Annotated in this window: 16 protein-coding genes; 12 read left to right on the top strand and 4 right to left on the bottom strand. The window is 55.3% G+C overall.

What is annotated here, in order from left to right:
- Positions 1-32: 32 nt before the first annotated feature.
- The 5 genes from cobT to NSU01_RS07075 all read left to right on the top strand — a co-directional run bounded on the left by cobT (position 33) and on the right by NSU01_RS07075 (position 4,603).
- Entirely contained in the window at positions 33-1,094 is a 1,062-nt protein-coding gene (gene cobT / locus NSU01_RS07055) for a nicotinate-nucleotide--dimethylbenzimidazole phosphoribosyltransferase (protein ID WP_042134408.1), read from the top strand.
- Positions 1,091-1,654, top strand: coding sequence for a bifunctional adenosylcobinamide kinase/adenosylcobinamide-phosphate guanylyltransferase (gene cobU / locus NSU01_RS07060; RefSeq protein WP_076242408.1), 564 nt, complete (start codon positions 1,091-1,093; stop codon positions 1,652-1,654). Before cobT ends, cobU begins: the two co-directional genes overlap by 4 nt.
- Complete coding sequence (cobS, locus tag NSU01_RS07065; protein ID WP_076242409.1) at positions 1,651-2,460, top strand: adenosylcobinamide-GDP ribazoletransferase; 810 nt, start codon at positions 1,651-1,653, stop codon at positions 2,458-2,460. The genes cobU and cobS overlap by 4 nt, the downstream gene beginning before the upstream one ends.
- A 260-nt stretch (positions 2,461-2,720) precedes the next feature.
- Positions 2,721-4,274 (top strand): cobyric acid synthase, encoded by a 1,554-nt coding sequence (locus NSU01_RS07070; RefSeq protein ID WP_076242820.1) that lies wholly within the window; start codon positions 2,721-2,723, stop codon positions 4,272-4,274.
- A 2-nt stretch (positions 4,275-4,276) separates the two neighbouring features.
- Positions 4,277-4,603 carry a YnfA family protein gene (locus NSU01_RS07075; RefSeq protein WP_042134414.1) on the top strand — a complete coding sequence of 109 codons (327 nt, stop codon included), beginning with the start codon at positions 4,277-4,279 and terminating at the stop codon, positions 4,601-4,603.
- Positions 4,604-5,055: 452 nt separating this feature from the next.
- Here NSU01_RS07075 and NSU01_RS07080 read toward each other — a convergent pair whose 3' ends face one another.
- Positions 5,056-6,744, bottom strand: a complete 1,689-nt coding sequence (locus NSU01_RS07080) for a methyl-accepting chemotaxis protein (protein ID WP_076242410.1) — start codon at positions 6,742-6,744, stop codon at positions 5,056-5,058.
- 394 nt (positions 6,745-7,138) lie between these two features.
- Between NSU01_RS07080 and NSU01_RS07085 the strand changes: the two genes are divergently transcribed.
- Positions 7,139-7,864 (top strand): queuosine precursor transporter, encoded by a 726-nt coding sequence (locus NSU01_RS07085; protein ID WP_042134420.1) that lies wholly within the window; start codon positions 7,139-7,141, stop codon positions 7,862-7,864.
- Positions 7,865-7,932: 68 nt separating this feature from the next.
- On the opposite strand, the gene NSU01_RS07090 is transcribed toward NSU01_RS07085, so the two are convergent.
- Complete coding sequence (locus tag NSU01_RS07090; protein WP_076242411.1) at positions 7,933-9,027, bottom strand: Xaa-Pro peptidase family protein; 1,095 nt, start codon at positions 9,025-9,027, stop codon at positions 7,933-7,935.
- A 186-nt stretch (positions 9,028-9,213) separates the two neighbouring features.
- Here NSU01_RS07090 and NSU01_RS07095 point away from each other — a divergent pair, with 186 nt between their 5' ends.
- Entirely contained in the window at positions 9,214-10,566 is a 1,353-nt protein-coding gene (locus NSU01_RS07095; RefSeq protein ID WP_256703730.1) for a PQQ-dependent sugar dehydrogenase, read from the top strand.
- 544 nt (positions 10,567-11,110) lie between these two features.
- Here the strand turns inward: NSU01_RS07095 and csaA are convergent.
- Positions 11,111-11,440 carry a chaperone CsaA gene (gene csaA, locus NSU01_RS07100; protein WP_076242412.1) on the bottom strand — a complete coding sequence of 110 codons (330 nt, stop codon included), beginning with the start codon at positions 11,438-11,440 and terminating at the stop codon, positions 11,111-11,113.
- 181 nt (positions 11,441-11,621) lie between these two features.
- On the opposite strand from csaA, the gene NSU01_RS07105 reads away from it, so the two are divergent.
- Together NSU01_RS07105 and NSU01_RS07110 are read left to right on the top strand one after the other, a co-directional pair.
- Entirely contained in the window at positions 11,622-12,464 is an 843-nt protein-coding gene (locus NSU01_RS07105) for an SDR family oxidoreductase (protein ID WP_042140836.1), read from the top strand.
- A gap of 117 nt (positions 12,465-12,581) precedes the next feature.
- Positions 12,582-13,085 (top strand): GNAT family N-acetyltransferase, encoded by a 504-nt coding sequence (locus NSU01_RS07110; protein ID WP_076242413.1) that lies wholly within the window; start codon positions 12,582-12,584, stop codon positions 13,083-13,085.
- 37 nt (positions 13,086-13,122) lie between these two features.
- Here the strand turns inward: NSU01_RS07110 and NSU01_RS07115 are convergent, their stop codons facing one another.
- Complete coding sequence (locus NSU01_RS07115) at positions 13,123-13,470, bottom strand: helix-turn-helix domain-containing protein (protein WP_039299846.1); 348 nt, start codon at positions 13,468-13,470, stop codon at positions 13,123-13,125.
- Positions 13,471-13,560: 90 nt separating this feature from the next.
- Here NSU01_RS07115 and NSU01_RS07120 point away from each other — a divergent pair, with 90 nt between their 5' ends.
- The 3 genes from NSU01_RS07120 to NSU01_RS07130 all read left to right on the top strand — a co-directional run bounded on the left by NSU01_RS07120 (position 13,561) and on the right by NSU01_RS07130 (position 16,910).
- Positions 13,561-13,821 carry a YqkE family protein gene (locus NSU01_RS07120; RefSeq protein ID WP_076242414.1) on the top strand — a complete coding sequence of 87 codons (261 nt, stop codon included), beginning with the start codon at positions 13,561-13,563 and terminating at the stop codon, positions 13,819-13,821.
- A 349-nt stretch (positions 13,822-14,170) separates the two neighbouring features.
- Complete coding sequence (locus NSU01_RS07125) at positions 14,171-15,622, top strand: RtcB family protein (protein ID WP_144025957.1); 1,452 nt, start codon at positions 14,171-14,173, stop codon at positions 15,620-15,622.
- 1 nt (position 15,623) lies between these two features.
- The gene (locus NSU01_RS07130) at positions 15,624-16,910 is read left to right on the top strand and encodes an AAA family ATPase (RefSeq protein WP_042134433.1); all 1,287 of its coding nucleotides are present in this window, start codon (positions 15,624-15,626) and stop codon (positions 16,908-16,910) included.
- The last annotated feature ends 93 nt before the right edge of the window (positions 16,911-17,003 follow it).

Here is a 17,003-nt window from a genome sequence, read left to right on the forward strand (position 1 = left end):
AGAATATACAATAGATAACAGGAGGTAATATCATGATCACAGCCATACAAGAAGTAACCGGACGGATCGCTCCGCCTGATGAAAAAGCGACCTTACGCGCGGTGCTCCGCCTGAACAGCCTGACCAAGCCGCCGGGAAGCCTCGGGCGGCTGGAGGCGCTGGCCGTCCGGCTGGCCGGGATCTCCAAAGTAGAACAGCCCTGTTACAGCAAACGTACGGTAGTAGTTATGGCAGCGGATCATGGGGTCTGTTGTGAAGGGGTCAGTGCTTTTCCACAGGAGGTTACAATGCAGATGGCCTATAACTTCCTGAGCGGCGGCGCCGCAGTGAATGTGCTGGCCCGCCAAGGCGGTGCAGAGGTGCAGTTCGTGGATATCGGCATTAACGGTGACATCAGCCATCCGCAGCTGATCGACCGCAAAGTGCGCCGCGGCACGGACAATATGGCGGCAGGTCCGGCCATGAGCCGCGATGATGCGCTGCGTGCGATTCTGGCCGGGGTTCAGGTGGCCCAGGAAGCGGTGAAGAACGGAACGGAGATTTTTATTACCGGTGAGATGGGAATCGGTAACACTACGGCCAGTGCTGCGGTGCTGTGCGCACTGGAAGGTATTCCGCCAGAGACGGCCGCCGGACGTGGAACAGGCATCGACGACGAGCGGCTGCGCCACAAAATATCGGTGATCGAACGCGCCCTGAAGGTTAATGCGCCGAATCCGGCTGACCCGATCGATGTACTCTCGAAGGTAGGCGGACTTGAGATTGCCGGCCTGGCCGGTCTGATTCTGGGAGCGGCTGCGCTGCGGATTCCGGTCATTCTGGACGGTTTTATTTCCGGAGCGGCAGCTCTGGTAGCAAAGGCATTAGCGCCGGAATCCACGGCTTATATGATTGCTTCCCATGTCTCAGGCGAGCAGGGGCATAAGCTGATGCTGGACCGCCTCGGACTGGAGGCCCTGCTGGATCTCGGACTGCGCCTCGGTGAAGGCACCGGCGGCGCGCTGTGCCTGCATTTCATTGAAGCGGTCTGCCGGATTATGCGGGAGATGGCGACCTTCGAGAGTGCGGGGGTCTCCGGGTCGGAGAGCGTATGAGCATCCTTGTAACCGGAGGGGCACGCAGCGGGAAAAGCGGCTTCGCCGAGCGCTTAACCAAGAAGCTGGCAGACCCGCAGCAGGCGGTCTATGTGGCGACCGGGCAAGCGTTCGATGAAGAGATGAAGGCCCGGATTGCCCTGCACCGGCAGCAGCGGGAGGAGGGCGGCTTCCGCTGGGAGACTCTGGAGGAGCCGCTTGAACTGTCGGCGCTGCTCCGGCGGCTGTCCGGCAGCGGCAGCGGTCAGACAGTCTTGGTGGACTGCCTGACGCTCTGGCTGTCCAACCAGCTGCTGGCTGTGGAGGAACGCAGTGACCGGCAGCAGCTGGTGGAAGCTGCAATTGCCGGACTGGAGCAGAGTGTCTCCAGCTTCCAGGGAACGCTAATTTTGGTTACCAATGAAGTAGGAGACGGCATTGTGCCGGAGTATTCACTCGGCCGGCTGTACCGTGACCTGGCCGGACGAATGAATGCGCGGCTTGCCCGGCAGTGTGAGCAGGTATTCCTGGTTACGGCCGGAATACCTGTTGAGCTAAAGAGCCGGGAGTACATCCTGTGAGCGCGCGGGGGGATGCCGCTGCCGCGTTTCAGTTCCTGTCGCGGTTTCCGGTCAAATACAGCCCGGATTTCTCGCCGGAGCTGCTGCGCCGCAGCGTAGTCTATTATCCGCTGGTCGGTGCAGCGATCGGCCTCAGCGCTGCGCTTGGCGCAGCTGCCGCCGCCTGGCTGCTGCCGGCCTGGCCTGCCGCTGTCATCACCCTCATCCTCTGGGTGGGGCTGACTGGCGGGCTGCATCTGGACGGCTGGATGGACAGCGCCGATGCGCTGCTCAGCTACCGCTCGCGGGAGCGGATGCTGGAGATTATGAAGGACAGCCGCGTAGGCGCTATGGGTGTGCTGGCCTGCGTGCTGCTCCTGCTGCTGAAGGCCTCGCTGCTGGCGGCATTGATTGAAGGCGGCAGCTACAGCATGCTGCCGCTGCTCCTGCTGCCGCCGGTCTGGAGCCGCTGGTACATGGTGCGGGCCATGGCCCGCTATCCGCTGGCCCGCGGCAATGAAGGGCTGGCCGCCAGCTTCGGCGGGCTGCCTGCCCGGCTGGAGCGGCGCGCGCGTCTAACCGCCGCGCTGCTTACGCTGGCCGCTGCCGCGGCGCCTCTGGCGCTCGGCGCGGGCAGCGGGGCCTGGCCGCAGCTGGCGGCGGCGGCCATCCTGGCGCCGGCGGCTGCGGCGGCCTGCGGCATGCTCGCAGCGCGGCGGATCGCCAGCCGGCTCGGCGGGCTCACCGGCGACGTCTACGGCGCGCTGGGTGAGCTGCTGGAGACGGTGGTTCTGCTGGTGCTGGTGCTGCTGCAGCACAACCTGTAGCGGACAGCGTCCGCCATGCACTTAGGGCAGCGCCGCACAGCGCTCCAATAGGCCATAGGGCTGCACCGCCCTGACACCGGCAGCAGCCAGAAAGCGAGGAAGCGAAGAAGATGAACATGGAAGATACAGCCTCAGGTAAGGCCGCGCTTCAGGCAGCGACGGGAGCTGCTCGGGGAGCGGATAAGCAGCAGCCAGCTACCGTCCAGGCAGCGCCGGGGGTTGCAGATGGACGCGGCAAGCAGCAGCCAGCCGCCGTGCTGATGGTGCAGGGAACCGCCTCCGATGTCGGCAAAAGCCTCGTCACCGCCGCCATCGGACGGATTATGACCCGGGACGGCTACCGTACGGCACCGTTCAAGTCGCAGAATATGGCGCTGAATTCTTATGTTACAGCAGACGGCAAAGAAATCGGCCGCGCCCAGGGGATGCAGGCGGAAGCCTTCGGTATTACGGCTACCAGCGACATGAATCCGATCCTGCTGAAGCCATCCGGTGAGATGAGCGCGCAGATTGTGGTGCATGGTGTGCCGCATGCCGCGCTCAGTGCGAGAGAATACCGTGAGAAATTTCTCCCCGAAGCCAAAGGGACGGTGATGGATGCGCTTGGCCGTCTGCGGGAGGCCTATGATATTGTGCTGATGGAAGGCGCAGGCAGCCCCGCGGAGATCAACCTCAAGGCGCGGGATATCGTCAATATGAATCTGGCCGGCTGGGCGGATGCGCCGGTGCTGCTGGTTGCCGATATTGACCGGGGCGGCGTGTTTGCTTTCATTGTGGGTACGCTGGAGCTGCTGGAGCCGCATGAACGGGCCCGGGTCAAAGGCTTCATTATCAATAAATTCCGCGGGGATGTCTCGCTGCTGCAGCCCGGGCTGGACTGGCTGGAGGAGCGTACAGGCATTCCGGTGCTGGGGGTGCTGCCGTTCCTGCCGCAGCTGCGGATTGAGGCGGAGGACTCCGTAGTTCTGGAAGGAACCTCAGGCCGCGTGCGTGAAGGTTCTATGAAAGAACTTGATATTGCGGTCATCCGCTATCCGCGCATCTCCAATTTCACCGACTTCGCTCCGCTGGAGGATGAGCCGGATGCTGCCGTACGCTATGTCCTGTCGGCAGACGAGCTTGGAACGCCGGATGTCATTATATTGCCGGGCACGAAGAATACAGCTGCCGACCTGCAGTATTTGCGGGAGCAGGGGTTCCCGGAGGCCATAGAGCGTGCACTGGGACAGGGGACGCAGCAGCTTGCCGGAATCTGCGGCGGGTATCAGATGCTGGGGGTGCAGCTGCTTGATCCTCATGCGGTTGAGAGTGCTGAACCGGGTGAGAGTGAGGGCCTCGGGTATCTGCCGCTGTCAACGGCGTTCCTGCAGCAGAAGACCACGGTACGCGTGAGCGGAACACTGGCTGCGGCTCATCCGCTGCAACTAAGCACACAGGCGCCCGCCTCAATCGGAGAGATGCCCATTACCGGGTACGAGATACATATGGGAACGACGACGAATCATGATGCTGCTTCAGTACGCAGTCTGTTCAGTCTGGACGGACCGGAAGGGCAGGCTGTGCCGGAAGGCTGGGGAACCCAGGACGGCAGAATCTGGGGCAGCTATCTGCACGGCTTGTTCCACAACGACGGGCTGCGCCGCAGCTGGCTGGACGGATTGCGTATTGCCAAAGGACTCACACCGCTAGCCGTAACCTTCTCGGCTGCTGCGCTCCGTGAGCAGGAATTTGACCGGCTGGCGGATGCTGTAAGGTCACATCTGGACATGAATGCCGTGTACAATATTATGGGCTTGCCAAGAAATGAGGAATAGGGATGTTTATTGCGGTTCTGCTGTTTATTGTTGCCGGACTGGCCGAGATCGGGGGAGGGTATCTGGTCTGGCTCTGGCTGCGGGAATCGCGGCCGCTGTGGTACGGATTGGCAGGCTCTGCCATCCTGATCGCGTATGGTATTATCCCGACGCTGCAGAAGTTTCCTTCCTTTGGCCGGGTATATGCCGCCTATGGCGGAGTATTCGTCGTGCTTGCTGTGCTGTGGGGCTGGCTGGTGGACCGGAAAACACCGGATCTCTACGACTGGATCGGCGCCGGCATCTGCGTGATTGGGGTCTCTGTCATCTTGTGGGCACCGAGACACTGAGCATGGTCCTAATCAGTTATCGCACGAATCCCTTTATTCTCATCCACGGATTGTGATGGAACCTTGTTATTCTATGAATCCTGCCCAAAATACAACATTTTGCGGATTACATCGCTTTTATATTCAAAAATGTTGTACGGAAGGCAGGATTTCTCCCTTTCTAAACAGGGAATCAGGAAAATTATTGTATTACATACAACAATCCTTCTAAAAAACCTGGTATCTATGAATCGGAGTTGTAAATCGTACAACATTTATCTCGTACAACATTTATACTGAAACGGCGTGTACCTAACAAACCCAATTTGCCGGTTACGAATCAAATTTGAGGAATTGAAGGATTGTGCTTGTCCCTATGCAAAAAAGCAGCTCCAACAGCCACGAGGCCTTTGGAGCTGCTTTTTATATTTTACTATTAAACAGCTTTATAGATTTGATTGAACAGAAACTAGCTAAATCTTAAACTGCTCGACAGCCTTCTGCAGCTTCACGGCCTGCTCATGCAGATGCTCTACGGTCAGCGCGTGGCCTTCCAGCTCCTGGTGCTGGCGGGCAGAGTTGCCGGCCAGCGTATCGGCGCTCTGCTGCGACTTGGCTGTAATCTGTGCCGTTTCTTCCACCGAGGCGCTGACTTCTTCGGTGCCTGCCGAAATCTGCTGGGTAGCGGCAGATACGGACTGGATGCTGTGGTTGATGCTCTGGATAAGAATCAGCAGATGATTGAAGGCATTGCCTGCTTCCACCACTTTGTTCATACCTGAAGCTACTTCTGTATTTACGTGGTTCATCTCGGATACCGAGTGGTTCATATCTTCCTGAAGTCCGAGCAGGAATTCGCGGATCTGCTCATTGGATTCCTTGGACTGCTCAGACAGCTTGCGCACTTCACCGGCCACGACAGCGAATCCCCGGCCATGCTCTCCGGCGCGCGCTGCTTCAATAGATGCGTTAAGCGACAGCATCTGAATCTGCTTCGTGATTTCGGTAATGCCCTGCACCACTTCCCCGATCATCAGCGAGCGTTCATTCATGATACGGAATTGCTCCAGCGACTGTACTGAGGCCTGTTCCACCTGGCGCATCTGCTGCACAGCACTCTGGGCAATGTCATTACCGCCCATCGCTTCGGCGGAGGCTTCACTGATCTGCTCCGTGACCTCACCGGCGGCGGAAGCGATATGCTGGATGCCGATGTTAATCTCATCCATGGCCCGGGAATTATCGAGTGCGCTGCTCGCAATCGTGGTGCTGCCTTTACCGATTTCCTCTACAGAGACAGCGGATTGCTCAGCCATATTGTTCAGAATCTGAACACGTTCCTTCAGATCATTGGAATCGGCAACTACTGCGCCCGATGTATCCAGCACATGTCCGATCATCTCCTTGAGCCGCTCGCTCATGATCCGGAAGCTCTCGGAGAGCTGGCCTACTTCATCGTTGCCTTTGATCGTAAGTGCTTCGGTGAAATCGCCTCCGGCCAGCTTGTTGCTGTAGGCCGCCAGCAGTTTGATCGGACGGATGATTCTGCGGCTCATCAGTGTGGCGCCGGAGAGCCCGATAATAAGTGCCAGCAGGGTGATTCCCGCACTGGTCCACAGAATGCTGCTCATCTTTTCTTGAATAAAGCCGACATCCGAGCTTACGCCAACGAGCATGGTGGTGCCGGGAACGCCAACAAATGCAGTCTTATGTATACCATGACTATCACTATAGATTTCACTAAGTCCGGATTTTCCTTTGGAGGCTTGCTCCATGGCAGGCAATACCTCAATGGACTCTTCACGCTGAAGCTTGGCGCTATGATCCGCGACCAGAACAGTAGCTTTGCCTTCCTTCAGGTCAATGAGGAAAATGGTTTCAACATCGTGCTGCTTCCGCTTTTCCTCGAAATAGAATTCTACATTGGTCCCCGCCTGTTCATTCTTGTTAAGAGCCTGCTGCGCGCTTGTAGCATTCAGATTCTTATATACATCCTGGGCTGAGGCAGTCAGAGACTTGTTGATCTGCGGCATCACATAGCTGTCGATGATATTAATGGATATGAAGTAGAAGCTGATGCTTAGCAAAAGAGAAGTGAGTAACAGAACGACAAACAGCAGAAGCGTAAACTTGCGGCTAATTGATTTTTTGAAACGGAACATTTCTTTCTCTCCTTTTCTGTCAATTGCATCTGAATATCCCAAGCCAGACAAAGAGCCAGGCAAGCAGCAATATATTCCATTGGTGTAGGTCATATATGAAGCTATCTGTGAACGGGAATTGTGATTGATAACTATTCTATAGAATTAACCTCAGGTTGAATAGTGAAAGTTTGCTCTATACTGCATTATTTTTCAGAAAAAATTGAATATTTAACGAGTCTATCACCAATTTACCGAAAAAAATGAATTATACGCTGTTTTCATGAAAATTTTAAATTTCATAGCATGTTAGCTTTTTCTGTGGTAGAGTATTAATGTTTTGTTTCTATAAGAGTGGATAGCCGCGGTTCGTAACCATCCCGCGTAACCAAAACTAGGAGGAGTTAACCGAAATATGTTTAATTTGTTGTGGGGGATTTTGTTTGTTGTTGTTAATTTTGTGTTTTTTCTGCTCTGCTACCGGTTGTTCGGTAAAAAAGGGCTCTATGCCTGGGTAGGCATGGCAACCGTGGTCGCCAATATACAAGTCGCCAAGACGATTGCGATGCCTTTCGATATTGTAATGACGCTGGGAAATACGATGTATGTCACGTTATATATGACCAGTGACCTGCTGAATGAGAGATACGGGCGGGCAGAAGCGCGGAACGCCGTCTGGTTCGGATTCTTCACTCTGCTGATGACTACCGTCATTATGCAGATGGTGCTTGTATTTGAGCCGCAGGAGACGGATATTGCCCAATCCTCACTCCAGACGATCTTCGGCCTGATGCCGAGACTTGCACTGGGCAGTCTTACCGCATATTTTATCAGCCAGTTTCTGGATGTGCGCTTATACGCATGGATCCGCAAGTACTACGGCAGCTCACGGCAGCTCTGGATCCGCTCTAACGGCAGCACTATGATCAGCTCTTTTGTTGACACTTTAATCTTCTGTACGATTGCTTTTGCCGGAACCTATGACCTGAAGGTATGGACAGAGATTCTGCTGACTACCTATCTGGCCAAATTCCTGCTTACAGGTGCAGGAACACCGGTGCTATACCTTGCCCGTTCCTTTAAGTTCGCTGAAGAAGAGCAGACCGTCCCCTCCCAGGAGACCAAGCGCAATATTTCATAGAATAGTTTTATATAAAAAGGCCCTAACCTCCAGTGATCTGGAGATTGGGGCTTTTTTGGATTTCTGAATTACAGGCTCAGCACAGTCAATGTTTTGGGGAAGCTGGTCAGCGTCTGCGGGCCCTCTGCCGTAACGAGCACATCATCCTCAATGCGCACGCCGCCAAGATTCGGCACATAAATCCCCGGCTCTACGGTGAAAACGTTGCCGTTTGCGATAATATCCGTATTGAGTCCATGCAGTGATGGATATTCATGGGTATCCATGCCGAGACCATGTCCAACGCGGTGCATGAAGTATTCGCCGTAGCCGGCGGCTTCAATAACATCCCGGGCAGCCTTGTCAACATAACCGAAGGTGGCTCCGGCAACAGAAGCGGCAATACCAGCTTCATTGGCAGCAAGCACAGTATTGTAGATATCTATCAGCTTGCTGTCTATTTCGCCTACAGCGAAGGTGCGGGTGATATCGGAGGCATAGCCTGCGGCGTATACGCCAAGATCGAACATCAGCAGATCACCCGGCTGAATCTTGCGTTCACCCGGTACGCCATGCGGCAGGGCTGTATTCGGGCCGGAGAGCACCATGGTGTCGAAGGAGGGGCCGGAGGCTCCGGCTTTTTTCATCAGGTATTCAAGCTCCGCTACCAGCTCATTCTCGCTGACACCGGCTTTGACATGCGACAGGCCCCGGCGGAGAACTTCCTCCACAAGCTCGGCGGCATGCTTCATAATGCGGATTTCTTCAGGCGTCTTCATGGCGCGCATAGCGCGGAGCAGATGGCCGATGTCGCTGAATGCCCCCGCTGGGATGGCGTCTGCCAGCAACTCATAGCGGCTGACGGAGAAGTGCTCCTTCTCTATGCCGAAGCTGGCCGGAGCAGCGCCGCCGAAGCGGGATTTGAGCAGCTCGTACGGGTTGTCCGTATCGCTGTGCGTCAGAATAGTCTTCACCGAGGAGGCGGCATGCGCCGCTTCGGCGTCCAGCGCCGGAACGATCAGCACAGGCTCCCCGCCGCGGATTAGCAGCAGGCCCAGAAAGCGTTCATGCGGGTTGCTGGCGAAGCCGGTCAGATAGTATACATGCTTGGGATCGGTTACGAGGAGAGCATCCAAGCCCCCTTCTGTAAGTCCTTGCTCCAGTTTAAGCAGAGCTTCATTCATTGTAATAATTCCCCTTTCATATACACGCGTGAAACAGCATTATTCTCATTATAATTCATAATCCGGGAGGCTGCACGTCCCTCGAGCGGATGCTAAAGGGGGTTTAGTGAAGTTAAGCACCGGGTAATAGTTGCCACAATCATTTCTGGTTTCTATTCCCGCTTCACTTAACAGGAGGTTATGAATATGTCCGGTACATCGGTCCTCTTCCGTACATTTCTGCTGCGCGGAACTTTGGTCCTGCTGATGGGCCTGCTGTCAGCCTGCACCTCTTCTGAACAAGATAATATGCAGGGGCAGCTGACAGGAGAGAATCCGCGTCTTGACGCACAGCCTGCCGGCACTGCTCTTCCATCTTCGATGACTACGATGACCGAAACGCCGGTGACAAGAACACCGGGAGCGTCTGCGAGTGCAGGAACGGGTGCGCCGGTTGGCGCAGCATCACCTGGTGCTTCTGGAAGCACACAGGCACCGGAAGTAACGGCTGCCGCGCCGAAGCCGCCAGTTTCGTCAGCCTTCCCTTATACCGCGCATACGCTGGCAGACGGATTGAATGTGCCTTGGGAGATGGCGTTCGCTCCGGACGGGCGGATCTTTTTCACCGAACGGCCGGGCAGCCTGCGGGTCATAGAGAATGGCAAGCTTCGTGAGGCCCCGCTGCTGGAGCTTGAAGCCCCCTTTATCAGTAAGGGAGAGGGCGGGTTGCTGGGACTTGCGCTTGATCGGGAGTTTGAGAGCAACGGATTGGCGTATGTATATCATTCTTACCGCAATGCGGAGGGCGGAGTGGCAAACCGGGTCCTGCGGATTAAGATTGGCAGCAGCAAAGCGGAGATCAAGCAGGTTCTGCTGGATAATATACCAGGGGACACCAATCATAACGGCGGACGGGTCAAGCTGGGACCGGACGGCTACTTGTACATCACCACAGGTGAACGCTATGAGCCTGAGCTCGCGCAGGATAAGACCAGTCTGGGCGGAAAAATACTGCGGATTACCACCAGCGGCGGCATCCCTGAAGATAACCCGTGGCCGGGGTCTCCGGTCTATAGCATGGGCCACCGCAATCCGCAGGGTCTGGCCTGGCAGCCGGAGAGCGGAGTCTTATACAGCTCGGAGCATGGCCAGTCGAGCCATGATGAGATCAATCGTATTCAGGCCGGGACCAATTACGGCTGGCCGCTGATTGAAGGCGATGAGACCGGAGCCGCTAAGCTGAAGCTGAAGGCTCCGCTGGCACACAGCGGTGAGGTGACCTGGGCGCCGTCGGGCATGACCTTTATTACGCAGGGGCCATGGAGCGGCGAACTGTTGGTTGCCGGTCTGGCGGGGCAGCAGCTGCTGCGGGTATCTTTGTCTCCTTCGGGCGGCAAGCCTAAGATTACGGCTTTATTCAAAGAGAAGTATGGCCGAATCCGCAATGTGGCGGAAGGGCCTGACGGCACCCTGTATATTATGACCAATAACCGGGATGGCAGAGGCAACCCGCGCGCACAGGATGATAAGCTGCTTGCGCTGCGGCCGAATTGGAAATAAGGGCTGTTAGCTGAATTTTCCGTGTACTTCCTCCGGCACTTTACCAGGCTATGCTAATGGAGAAGGGATTTCTCGGCCATCCGCCGCTGATGCGGACTGAGAAGCCGTTATTTTCGGATAATAGCCCGGTTTCTGTCCGTTGCGGACTCAGATGACCTTAATGGCTCAGTTTTACCGTGTTCGGGTCTATAATATTCCGAATAAGGGCTTCTGAGTCCGGATAAACGTCAAAAGTAACCTTTTCCGCAAAATAGCGTCATCTGAGTCCGTTTCACTCTATAACTCTGTAACTATGTAACTATGTAACAAACAAAGGCTGTCCTCCTTGCAGATCATCTGCATAGAGGACAGCCTTTCCTGTTATGGGCTTGCAGCGTGTAAACCCCGCCTACAGCCCGCCCGCAAGCAACCGATCAGGACCTGCGTGCTGCTTACATACCGTGCACCATGGGTAGCAGACGATATTCTGTACCGTCAGGTCTGCGAGCTTACGAGACTACGCAGTGCAAGCGGCTTACCCGGGGTGGCCGGTTCAGCGGGTCCGTTACGCGATCGGCGTTCCGTTCGGAACCTGCTGCTCCGGAGCCAGCAGGATCACATCGCCTTCCTCCGGCACGCCGCCGAGGACGAGCACTTCCGAGAGGAAGCCGGCAATCCGTCTGGGCGGGAAGTTGACGACAGCGGCTATCTGCCGGCCGATCAGCTCTTCCGGAGTGTAACGTTTGGTGATCTGCGCACTGGAGGCCTTAATGCCGAGTTCACCGAAATCGATCTGCAGCTTAATCGCCGGTTTGCGTGCTTCAGGAAAAGGCTCAGCGGACAGAATGGTTCCAATGCGTATATCCAGCTTCAAGAAATCTTCAATAGTAGCCATGTACTCGCCCCCTGTAATTGATAAGTTGCTTCTAACGGGAATAAACTTCTTGAGAAGTTATTCCATGCCCAGGGGCTATTTTAACCCTCAGAAATGATGTAACATTATCATAAAACATATACTCTGAAAAGGCTACGCCATGCCCCGGCCTGGCTGGCCCGCAAGAGAGGGGAAGATGTCCATGAAGGGAAAGACCGTGCTTGTCACCGGTGCGAATTCCGGCATGGGACTGGCTACGACAGTGGAAATGGCCCGCAGAGGAGCCCATGTAATCATGGCCTGCCGCAGCCGCAAACGCGGGGAGGAAGCTCTTGCGGAAGCAGTGCGCCAGAGCGGCTCTGATCAAATCCGGCTGATGCTGTGCGATCTGGGATCGTTCGCAAGCATTCGCGCTTTTGCAGAGGAATTCACGGCCGGCTATCCGGTGCTTGATGTTCTGATCAATAATGCTGGCGTAGTCGCCATCAGACGTGAGCTTACTTCAGACGGCTACGAGCAGGATTTGGGCGTGAATCATCTGGGTCATTTTCTGCTCACCATGTTGGTATTGGATAATCTGAAGCATGCTGAACAGGGCAGGATTGTGGTAGTGGCTTCAGGTGCTTACAAGATTGGCAAGCTGCATCTGGAGGATCATACGCTGTCACGCGGCTTCAACCCGGCTAAGGCTTACGCCCGTTCCAAACTGGCCAACATCCTGTTTACCCGCGAGCTGGCTGCTCAACTGAAGGGCACCAGGGTTACTGCGAACTGTGTGCATCCGGGAGCGGTGGGGACGAGCATCGGAGTGAACCGGGAGACAGGCTTTGGGCGCTCGCTGCTGAAGCTGCTGTCCTACTTCTTCCTGACGCCTGAGAAAGGTGCGGACACGGCCATTTATCTGGCGGCTGCGCCGGAGCTGAGCGAAGTTAGCGGGCAGTATTATTACCGCCGCGAGATCAAGGAATTATCGCCAAGGGCGAAGAATACAGAAGAAGCCGCACGGCTGTGGAAGTGGAGTCTGGAACAGACAGGGCTGAACTAGCCTAAGCTGCTTGAAAAAGCTGAAATCCTGCCTTTTGTACAACAACTTTGGATTTGAGCCGTAGGATGAGGGAAATGTTGTTCACATATCACATACAACTTTTAGGAGGAATAACAGATGGATTGGCAAGTGAACAGCATAGAGGATGCAGCAATTGAGGATTTGGGAGCGATTGTGGAGATTTATAACACGACGGTTGCCGGAAGAATGGTAACAGCGGATCTTACGCCGGTAGCCGTGGAGGATAGAGTGAAGTGGTTCCATGAGCATAACAGCCATCACCGTCCGCTCTGGGTTCTGCGGCTTGGCGGCGAAATTGCGGCCTGGTTCAGCTTCCAGTCATTCTACGGGCGTCCGGCCTATAATGGGACGGCAGAGATCAGCGTCTATGTAAGTGAAAAATTCCGCGGCAGCGGCGCCGGAAGTATCCTGCTGACCAAGGCGCTTGAGGAATGTCCGCGTCTTGGTCTGCAGAACCTGGTCGGCTTTGTGTTTGGCCATAATGAGCCAAGCCTTGCACTGCTGCGGAAGTTTGGTTTCGGACAATGGGGCCTGCTGCCGGGTGTCGCCGTGCTGGACGGCATTCCGCGTGACCTTGTTATCGTAGGCCGCAAGCTGTAAATTTATATAAGGCTTTCGCAGAAACAGTGTGTGAAACTTATTGCGGAGGAGCTGCTGAAGCAGACCGGCATTCTTCTTCCGTAATCCAGTCTTCCGACCATACCTGCAAATCACGGATGACGGATTCCAGGGCCCGGCCCTTGTCAGTTAACGAATACTGGATTCTTACAGGTGTTTCGGGAAAAACCTCGCGCAGGACGATACCCTCCTGCTCCAGTTCCTTCAGCCGCTCGGACAAAAGCCTGCCGCTGACGGGCAGCGAAGCTTCAATGGCGCCGAAGCGCTGGGGACCTTGCAGAAGCTGATAGATGATTAAGCCCGTCCAACGTCTGCCGATAATATCCATGCTTTTTTGTAACCTTGGACATAACTCTGTGGATTTCATTAGGCTCACCTCTTACTGTACATTATAAACGAAAAGACCTATAACTAAAACAAATTTGAACTATTTGCACTACTTGAAAGGATGATTCCCTTGGCTAAAAAGAAGAAGATAACTCCGGCTCCGCGCCCTGCTGCGGCCGATGCTCCGGCAACGCTCAAAGACCTGCTCAGCCGCGAGGTGCTGGACAAGCTGAAGGCGCAGTCCGATGCGCTCAAAGCCGAAGAGCAAGGCAAGAAAGACGCCGCCCTCAAGGAAGCGGAGGACAAACGCAAGGCAGAGCAGAAACGTCTGGAGAATGATTTCGGCCACCTGCTGGAGAACAGCAATCAGGACTGGTCGAAATTTAAATAAAACAAACTTTACCAGTATCAGGGTTGACAATCTGCAGCAGCGCCATATATTATTGGGTTTATCATTTATAGAAGGGAGGCCGATGGGTCATGATTGGAACAAATGGTTTGAGAACGCCGCACAGTCACATTACAACCGCATATGAACAATCTGATCTCATCGCCTTCGTCCGGAAGACATAATACGCAGCGTGCTTATTATGTCACAACTGCATACGGGTGTCCCGGCTTGAATTCGAAGCTGCACCCAGCGCTCCGGGAGCCGCATGATCAGAACTGATCTGCGGCTCTTTTTGCGTACCACAAAACTGGAATTTATCTTACCAACCTGAAAGGAAATGAAAACATTTATGAATAGCATGAAGCAGCAGCAAGCGGGGGAGATATCCCGCTACAAACATGAGGTAGCCCTTCCGGGCGGCGACCTCAAAGTATATGCAAGTGAGCAATTGTTTGGCTCACTTGATTATAAGGTCCTGGAAATGGCTAACAACAATCTGCAGATTCCAAATATTGAATATATGAGCTACACTCCTGATGTACATGTAGGCGTCGGAACGTGTATCGGGACTACCGCGGTCTGGGATGCCGCGTCAGGTTATGTATCGCCGTCCATTGTAGGCAGCGATATCGGCTGCGGCATGCGTGTACATCTGACCAATCTGCATATGGATGATCTGCGTGAAGTGAAGCTGCGCCGGAAGCTGGTCCGTGCAATTGAGAAGTATCTGCCCATGGAGGCTCAGCAGCGCGGCCATTACAGCGATATCCGGCTGGAGAATATCGTGCGCAAGGGACTGCACGGCCTGCCCAGCAAATATGTTCCGGACAGCTACACTCCGAAGAAATCAAGCGCACTGTCCCATGTGGAGATCAGCAAGCTTGCCTTCGATGACGAGATTCTGAACGAGCTGCCGGATATGGCCTGGCACCGGGGTCACCGCCAGCTCGGCACCCTTGGCGGCGGCAACCATTTCGTTGAGATCCAGGCGATTGAAATCGCCGAGGAGCAGCGGGAGGTGGCTGAAGCGTGGGGCCTGAGAGACGGGCAGATTGCCGTGATGATCCACTCCGGCTCCCGGGCCTGGGGAGGCATGGTCAATCAGTTCTGTACCCCGGCCTTCGCCAAGGTCATGGGCCAGCTTGGACTGGGCAGCGCTGACCCGCGCCTGATCTATGCGCCCCTGTCACATCCGCAGGCTCAGCGCTATGTTAATCTGATGTACTCGGCGCTGAACTATGCGGTGGTGAACCGCCATCTGATCGCTTATGGTGTACGTGAGGGCTTCCGTGACGTCTTCGGCACGAAATGCGAGCTGCGCACCCTCTACGATCTGATGCACAATTATGCGTGGGAAGAGGAGACCTCCTCAGGCACCAAGTTTGTTCACCGCAAAGGGGCGACACGCGCCCTGCCTGCAGACCATGCGGATAATCCGCGGGCTTACGCGGCGACGGGGCATCCGGCGCTGATCCCCGGCTCGATGGGCACCGCTTCCTACATCATGGTCGGCCAGCCCGGAGGAGAAGAGAATTATTATTCGATCTGCCATGGTGCCGGACGCATCCGCTCGCGCTCGGCAACGAAGCGTCTGGTGTCTGTCCATGAATTCTCCCGGTCGATGAAGGTGGGGACGGCAGACGAGATTGTAGTGAATCAGCATTCCCTGGAATCTATCATTGACGAATCTCCCCAGGCCTATAAGAATGTAGATGAGATTATAGAAAGCGTTACGGGCGCCGGCCTGGCTGCTGTTGTAGCCAAATGCAAGCCGCTCGCAGCGATAAAGGGGACGAAATAGGATGGAGCAGGAGATTAAGAAACCTACTGTGATCTACGAATACGATGAAGACAGAGCCGGAATCATCAAAGGTTATGATGTGTACGCACGCCTGGTTGACGGTATACTTGAAGCGCTCTACAGCCGCTACGGCGTACGTTATGAGCTGTATGCGAGCGATGATCCCAACAGTGAATACTGGAAGCTGCTGGAGAACGATGTGCAGAGCGGGAATGCCGGGGTGGAGCATGTGGCGCGGATTTTTGACCGCCTGGAGGACCGGACGTTTGTGTATGACGATGATAAAGAGCAGCCGGAGTACAATATCCATCTCTCGATCCGCAATAATGTGCTGGCGTATCCTGCCATGGGCATTGCTCTGGCGCGGGTGCCTGTGTTCCAGGAGAACGGCATCAACTTCCAGGACTATGTGTTCGCGGCATCTGACGCGCAGCTGCAATTCTTCCTGGCCAATGTGCGTACCCGGCAGCGGGAGCAGAACATCAATAAGGTGACGGTGTTCACTGACCGGCGTAACGGAATCTTCCGTGAGGATGAACCCATCACCCGCTCTGTCGGGCGTGAGGAGGTCGTGCTGGACGCGGGGATCAAGAAAGAAATCTACCGTTCGCTCGACCAGTTTTTTGATTCGGACCGCAGCTTCTACGTCACTTACGATATCCCGTACAAGCGGGGCATTCTGCTCTACGGGCATCCGGGCAACGGCAAGACTACGCTCGTCAAATCGATCGCCGGAAGTGTACCGGGACCTGTGATCTACTGGCAGATTACCGAATATACGAGCAGCGAGTCAGTGAATGAGGTGTTCGAGGCTGCGGCCCGGCTGGCGCCGATGGTACTGGTGATTGAGGACATCGATTCCATGCCGCAGGAGGTCCGGTCCTTTTTCCTGAACACGCTGGACGGGGCTACTTCGAAGGAAGGCATCTTCCTGATCGGCACCACCAATTATCCGGAGAAAATCGACCCGGGCCTCATGAACCGCGCCGGACGCTTCGACCGGGCTTATGAGATCAAGATGCCAAATGAGGCGCTGCGCCTCGAATATCTGCAGCTGCGCGGGTTCTCCGCCTTCGCAGGTGAAGAGGGTACGGCCACCGCTGCGCGCCTGACAGGAGATTTCTCCCTGACCCAGCTTGGCGAGCTGTATGTCAGTGCGGCACTGGAATGGCATGAGAATGGCACGGCTGATGTCGAGTCGCTGGTGCGCGGCATGCGCGGCGAACTGGACAAAGGTCGCAAGCGTGAATGGATGAAGGATGCTTCGTCCAGTATCGGATTTTATTAAGTAAGAGAAGCAACTGTAAAGGGAAGGTTTGGGGAGCCGTGAGGCTCCCTTTTTGCGTGGGGATGCAGATAAATCTGCTATAGTAAGATGGAT

Source organism: Paenibacillus sp. FSL H8-0259 (assembly GCF_037963255.1).
Classification (GTDB): domain Bacteria; phylum Bacillota; class Bacilli; order Paenibacillales; family Paenibacillaceae; genus Paenibacillus_AQ; species Paenibacillus_AQ phytohabitans.

What these genes read in the sequence shown, in the direction of transcription:
- csaA (WP_076242412.1), bottom strand. Translation starts at nt 11,440, where the DNA reads ATGGCTACTATTGAAGATTTCTTGAAGCTGGATATACGCATTGGAACC.
- NSU01_RS07090 (WP_076242411.1), bottom strand. Translation starts at nt 9,027, where the DNA reads ATGAATGAAGCTCTGCTTAAACTGGAGCAAGGACTTACAGAAGGGGGC.
- NSU01_RS07105 (WP_042140836.1), top strand. Translation starts at nt 11,622, where the DNA reads ATGAAGGGAAAGACCGTGCTTGTCACCGGTGCGAATTCCGGCATGGGA.
- NSU01_RS07130 (WP_042134433.1), top strand. Translation starts at nt 15,624, where the DNA reads ATGGAGCAGGAGATTAAGAAACCTACTGTGATCTACGAATACGATGAA.
- NSU01_RS07085 (WP_042134420.1), top strand. Translation starts at nt 7,139, where the DNA reads ATGTTTAATTTGTTGTGGGGGATTTTGTTTGTTGTTGTTAATTTTGTG.
- NSU01_RS07125 (WP_144025957.1), top strand. Translation starts at nt 14,171, where the DNA reads ATGAATAGCATGAAGCAGCAGCAAGCGGGGGAGATATCCCGCTACAAA.
- NSU01_RS07110 (WP_076242413.1), top strand. Translation starts at nt 12,582, where the DNA reads ATGGATTGGCAAGTGAACAGCATAGAGGATGCAGCAATTGAGGATTTG.
- NSU01_RS07075 (WP_042134414.1), top strand. Translation starts at nt 4,277, where the DNA reads ATGTTTATTGCGGTTCTGCTGTTTATTGTTGCCGGACTGGCCGAGATC.
- NSU01_RS07115 (WP_039299846.1), bottom strand. Translation starts at nt 13,470, where the DNA reads ATGAAATCCACAGAGTTATGTCCAAGGTTACAAAAAAGCATGGATATT.
- NSU01_RS07070 (WP_076242820.1), top strand. Translation starts at nt 2,721, where the DNA reads ATGGTGCAGGGAACCGCCTCCGATGTCGGCAAAAGCCTCGTCACCGCC.
- NSU01_RS07095 (WP_256703730.1), top strand. Translation starts at nt 9,214, where the DNA reads ATGTCCGGTACATCGGTCCTCTTCCGTACATTTCTGCTGCGCGGAACT.
- cobT (WP_042134408.1), top strand. Translation starts at nt 33, where the DNA reads ATGATCACAGCCATACAAGAAGTAACCGGACGGATCGCTCCGCCTGAT.
- NSU01_RS07080 (WP_076242410.1), bottom strand. Translation starts at nt 6,744, where the DNA reads ATGTTCCGTTTCAAAAAATCAATTAGCCGCAAGTTTACGCTTCTGCTG.
- cobU (WP_076242408.1), top strand. Translation starts at nt 1,091, where the DNA reads ATGAGCATCCTTGTAACCGGAGGGGCACGCAGCGGGAAAAGCGGCTTC.